The organism is Planktosalinus sp., assembly GCF_059864935.1.
Genome location: NZ_JCBCCK010000380.1, coordinates 1 through 6379 on the forward strand (window position 1 = coordinate 1; position 6379 = coordinate 6379).

Sequence of the window (6379 nt, forward strand, 5' to 3'; positions counted from 1 at the left end):
AGTTATAACCACCGGTTTCGGTAGTTGAAGCTGTCCAGGAAATAGTTGCAGTGGTTTCGGTAACTGCAACAAGCGTCAATGCCGTTGGTGCATCACAAATATAAGCATCGGTTGTAAAGTTCAATGGGCCTGCCCAAGCACTCTCTTCTCCTACACAAGCTGTTTGTAAATAAAGATCATAGGTAGTATCATCATCAAGTCCTGTAAGTCCAAGGGTTGTAATGCCTGTTGCAACACTTCCGCTTTGAACGGGTGTACCGGTCAACGGATCATCGCCATTGTTCATCAACAGCCAGTTATAACCACCGGTTTCGGTAGTTGAAGCTGTCCAGGAAATAGTTGCAGTGGTTTCGGTAACTGCAACAAGCGTCAATGCCGTTGGTGCATCACAAGCAGGTTGGATTTCTGTTACTGTGATTGCCAGTAACTGACTTTCACATCCATTGACTGTTTGGCTTACATAATAGGTTGTGCCGTCAGCCAATGGGGTAGTGTCAAGAAGTTCATTAGTTCCAGATGCATCTGAATACCAGGTAAGGTTTGTACCTGTAACAATCAAGTCAGCCAAAGTTTCACCGGTCATAAAGTTCTGGTTTGCATCACCCACGGGTGCATCATCACTTGTTACCGTGGCAATGGCTTCTTCTCTGTCTGATTCACACAATAATAAGGTTCCTTCAACTTCCCAATTGTAGAAATAGTAATAGTAATCAGGGGAAAAAAAGCTATTTCCGGTAATTTGAACATTAGAACTGGTATATGGATAAGAGCCTCCTGTTGAATTCCTATGTAAGTTGATTGCAGTTCCTTGTTGCATTTCATAGCCTGTTCCGGCATTAAGAGGTGCATTCAGGATAACCGTTTGTACAGTTCCACCTGTTACAGTTGTTGTATAAGGAATATCATATAAAACTTGCTGAGTGTTGTCACGTATTTGTACACTTCCGTTTGAACCTATTGTTGCTGTGGGGAATATATCAACCGACACTATCGTTGTAGCAGATGAAACATCAAAAAACAAACGGTGAGAAACGCTTGAGCCTAAAGAGGTACCTATAGTAGAGTCCAATGGTCCTACAAAGTCAGCTTGGCTCTGTGTTATTGCTTCAGCAGCCCAATAGGATGTTGTTTGGGTAAGTACAGGTGTTTCAAAAGAGGCACCTTCACCTACCATATTTCCGTCAAACTCAGCATCGTACCAGTAAATTACATCACCTGTGCCACTTGCAGTCGCTGTTAAGGTGGCTGTTTCACCCACACAAATAGTGTCATCGGTAGTGGCTGTAATGTCTAACGAGTTACATAATGTAGTATCAAATACTAAAATTGTAATTTCATTAGTGGCCACACAACCGGTTACAGAGTCTGTAGCGGTTACGGTATAAGTAGTATGTACTGTTGGAGAAACCGTAATTGTTGCTCCGGTATCGGTGCCACCATCCCAAGTCCAGACATAGGTGTAGTTGGTGTTAGTGCTTGATGCGGTAAGGTCAGTACTGCCACCGGATGAAATATTCATTTGGGTAGCCGATACGTCAACTTCATCAATCTCAATCACAGTAGCAATTACTTCTTCTCTTGGAGATTCACAAAGAAATAACACCTCTTCAATAGTCCAGTTAAAAAAGTAGTACTGAACCGTTGAAGTTGCTGTTAAAGTAGCACCCCCTGTAACTTCACCTGAAGTTCCCAACGGATAGGGAAAGTTACTGTTAGCTGCTGAAACTGTACCCATACCTACTGAGGCTGTAGCACCAGTTCTTACAATGCGGTAGCTTCCTTCAGGCACATTAAAACCAAGAGGAATGGTATGTGGTACAGGGCTGGCTGCAGAGCCTCCACCTGTAATTGAAAATGTAGCTGTGGCAATGGCAACATTGCCGGCATTAATATCCCTTAATTCAATGGTGACATCGCCGCTGGTTGCGTTTGTTCCAAAAACTTCTACATCAACAATGGTAATTGGGCTGTCAACATAGAATAGTAAGCCCCCATTAACGGAAGAGTTACTAAAAGTTGTTGGATTTGCAAACGCCTGACCTGTGAGTATGGTGGAGCCCAAGAATACTTCTGCGGCCCAGTAAGATGTAGTTTGAGTAATAAAAGGTGTATCAAATGTATTACCTGTACCAACCCGATTGCCATCAAATTGAGCATCATACCAATAAATTCCGTCACCTGAAATTCCTGCTGCAGTAGCCGATAGGGTTACTGTTCCTTCATCACATACAAAATCACCTGTTGTAGAGGTAATATCCAAATCGTTACATGGTGTTAAATCATAAACAAGTATGGTAATCTCTGCTGTGTTTACACAACCGGTAACACTGTCTGTAGCAGTAACGGTATAAGTAGTATTAGTATTTGGAGAAACGTTTATGGTTGCTCCGTTATCGGTACCACCGGGCCATGTCCAAACATAGGTGTAGTTGGTATTTGTACTGCTGGCTGTCAGGTTGGTATTTCCTCCCGGTGCAATAGAGTTGGTCGGAACCGCATCAGAGCTAACCGTCACGTCAATGATTTCATGAACCGTAGCAACAGCTTCTACACGGGTAGATTCACAGTAAATCGAGCCTTCTACTATGGTCCAATTGAAAAAATAGTACTGAATAGTTGAAGTACCTGTTACAGAAGCACCTCCTGTAACTTCACCTGAAGTTCCCAAAGGATAAGGAAAGTTACTGTTTGCTTCTGAAACGTTACCCATACCTACATTAGCTGTAGCATCTGTTTTAACAAGTCTGTAGTTCCCGGCGGGCACTTCAAAACCAAGAGTCACGATATGCGAAATAGGCGCTCCAGTGGTGCCACCACCTGTAATGCTTGCTATAGCAGTGGCAATGGTGGTATTACCATCATTAATGTCTTTCAATTCGATAGTTACATCACCGCCTGTTGCGCTGGTGCCGAAAACCTCTACATCAACTATAATAATTGGACTGGTAACATTAAATAGAAGCCCAAAGTTTCCGGTAGAAGTTCCGAAAGTAGTTGGGTTTGCAAATGCCTGTCCCGTTAAATTCCCGGAATGAAGTACTTCTGTCGCCCAAAATGAGGTGGTTTCCGTAAGATAAGGTGTGTCAAAAGAAGCACCAATATAGACTAAATTTCCATCAACAGCTGCATCATACCAATAGATACTATTTCCGATACCAGAACTTGTAGCCTCCAGAGTCACAGATCCTTCATCACAAACGCTGCCATGAACAACATTCGAAATATTTAAATCATTACACAATGCTGTATTAAAGACTAAAATTGTTATTTCATCAGTAGCTACACAGCCGGTAACGGAATCTGTAGCAGTAACGGTATAGGTGGTATTGTCAGTTGGTGTTACCATTACACTGGCTCCTGCAAGAGGTCCGCCACCGTCCCAAGTCCACGCATAGGTGTAGTTGGTGTTGGGACTGGTTGCTGTTAGTGTTGTACTGCCACCCGGATTAATAGTTGTTAGGGTAGCACTGGCTTCAACAGGAATGGTATCATAAACTGTAGCAATTGCTTCATCGCGAGTGGATTCACAAAGTGGAATCTCAATAATAGTCCAGTTATAAAAAAAGAAATGGGTTGTTGATGTTCCTGCTAAAGTAGAACCTCCGGTAACTTCACCTGAACTTCCAAGAGGGTAGGGAAAGTTGGTGCCTGCAGAAAGTACATTACCCATACCTACAGTGGCAGTAGCCGCTGTTCTGACCAATCTGTAATTTCCGGCAGCAGGTACTGCAAAATTAAGAGATACAATTTGTGAAATTGGTGCTCCGGCGGTGCCTCCTCCTGTAATGGATGCCACAGTAGATGCAATGGTCTCATTGCCATTATCAATATCCCTTAATTCAATGGTAATGTCACCACTGTTTGCATTGGTGCTAAAAACTTCCACATCAACAATAATAATAGGATTGGTAACTGTAAAAAGAAGCCCTCCTGCATTTGATGTTGAATTTGATAAAGAAGCTGGTGGATTGGCAAACCCTTGACCTGTAAGATTTCCTCCATGCACTACTTCTGCAGCCCAAAAAGAGGTTGTTACATCGATAAAAGGTGTTTCAAAGGTGCTTCCAATGCCTAATAAATTACCACTTACAGCGGCGTCATACCAAAAGATATCGCTACCCCCACCACCGGCTATGGCGCTAAGCGTGGCTGAACCTTTGTCACAAACGCCCCCACCTGTAGCTGTAACACTAAGGGTGTAAATTGAACAATCGACAAGGGTTTGAAATGTATTGGGTCCAAACCAAGTACTTAGGCCATTTGCTACACCACAATTGGTTTGAACATAAAAATCATAATGGGTTAGAGCATTTAAACCTGCAACTGTGGTATTGGTTACCCCGGTAGCTGTACTGCCACTTGAAACAGATGTATCTGTGCCCGGTATATCACCTTGATTCATAACCACCCAATTGTAGCCGTTTGTTTCATCGGGTGAAGCAGTCCACGCTACATCTGCAGAATTTTGTAGTATGTTTGAAAAAACTACATCAGAGGCAACCAGACAAGCAGGTGGAACTTCAATAACAAAATTATCAAAAGCCAGATCATAATCTCCTGAAAACCTGTTTCCGGTGATTCTTAACTTTACATTCTGTCCTGCAAAAGAAGTAAGTGGGTAGGCCTTTGTTTGCCAATCAGCAACTCCATTATTGTCTATTGTTTCTACTACGGTATAATTAAAACCAAAATCTGTTGAAACCTCCAAAACAAAGTTTCCGGAGCCTATTGCCGGCGGTGCATATGGAGGTGAAAAATCGGCCACTATATAATTAAAACTAAAAACCATATCTGAAGTTACCGGCCCAACAGTAACAGAGGTAAAGGACCCTGTAGGTTCAGATGACCATAGGTTTTTATAAATATTGTTGCCGGGATTTCCCGTCACTCCTCTGTCGGAACCAATAGTCCAATCGTTTATTTCCCAACCCGGAGGGGTTGCAGTGGTTGCAAAACCTTCCATATAAGGAGGACTTACCAATAAAAGTGTGGTAAAAGTATAGGGTCCTGTCCAGGGGCTGTAGCCGTTAACTCCACAATTGGCCCTTACGTAAAAACTATAAGAAGTGTCAGTAGATAATCCTGATATAGATTGGGTTGTTGATGAAACTCCTGCAATGGTGGGTGTTCCGGTAGGGGTAAAGCCTGATGTTCCCCATTCTATATCCCATAGTGTGGCCGTTCCGGTTTCTGTCCATACTAAATCTGCCGTTGTGGGTGTAATGTTTGTTGCGTTCAATAAATCCGGTGCGGTACAGGAAGCGGGAGCTACAATTGTAACAATTATATTTGACCAATTTGCACTGGTGCCTCCATAGTCTTGGTCAAGTGTAATTGACATTGTTCCATTTACAGATGGATCATAAGATGCCGGGAAGAACCCTGAAAAAGTAATGGTTGTGGGATCGCCACTAAATTGCCCACCGGTAGTTGGTGGTGCAATGAATACAGCACCTGCAGCTGTTGTCATTGTAAGACCGGCCTCAAAAGACCAAGCAAATAAGTCATCAGACCAATCTACAGTAACAGTAAACTCGTTGTATTGAGCTGCCGGAACCCCTACACTGTTTCCCGCGTCATTAATCACAAGAGTTGGTGATCCCTGAGTGACCGTAACAGGTCCTGAAATAGTAGGGAAATTGTACTGCCCATAACTCCATATTGAAAACAGTAGGAGTAAAGGAAAAAAAATAATTTTTCTCATAATTCGGTTATTTAATTAAACGATTCTTCCTCAATAAAAATCAATTGCTTATTTTGTTATTTTTTTTATAATAAAAACTTAAAATTCAGTTAATAATCGATAAAAGTAATAAAAAATCGTTAAACGGAAAGCACTAAAGGTTTTTTTTAATGCTATAGGGGCATTTAAATACCTATTTTTTTCTCTTTGCAAGGAGTGTTTTTTTTGTGAGGATGATCCTGTAAATATTATCAAATAAGATTCACTTTCTTAGTTTTTATTGTATGAAATGTCCATAAGCAAAATTGCCATACCAACCGCCTTGCTCCGCCAATAGGCGGATTCAGGCGACAAAGCGGCAGGCAGGTCTGACCGATAAAAAACAAATAAATATAAACAGATGAAATATTTGCTTTATTTAAATCACGAACAAGAGTTTTTTGAATTTTATTTGAAGCCGACTTATATTTATATTTAGATTTTAAAAGTGTACTCCCTTCTTTACATAAAGGATACCACAAAAAAAAGCTGTCCGAAAGGACAGCTTTTTTATTAAAAATGAATTTAAAATTGTAACCTAATGAAAGGTTATTTTTTAATCAACCTGAAGATACCTGTCTTTCCGGTTGAAGTGGTTACTTGAATCAAGTAAGGACCTGACGCAAAGTTTGAAACATCGATTTGAGTCTCTAAGCT

The 6379-nt window shown here is 41.4% G+C and carries 2 protein-coding genes; both read right to left on the reverse strand.

Features of this window, described 5'->3' with window-relative positions; translation table 11 throughout:
* The coding region (locus tag AC6F75_RS11955) for an Ig-like domain-containing protein (protein WP_500715250.1) at nt 1-5704 on the reverse strand (5704 nt) is incomplete at its 3' end.
* Between the two features lie 567 nt (nt 5705-6271).
* Nucleotides 6272-6364, reverse strand: coding sequence for a hypothetical protein (locus tag AC6F75_RS11960; protein WP_500715252.1), 93 nt, complete (start codon nt 6362-6364; stop codon nt 6272-6274).
* Nucleotides 6365-6379 lie beyond the last annotated feature (15 nt).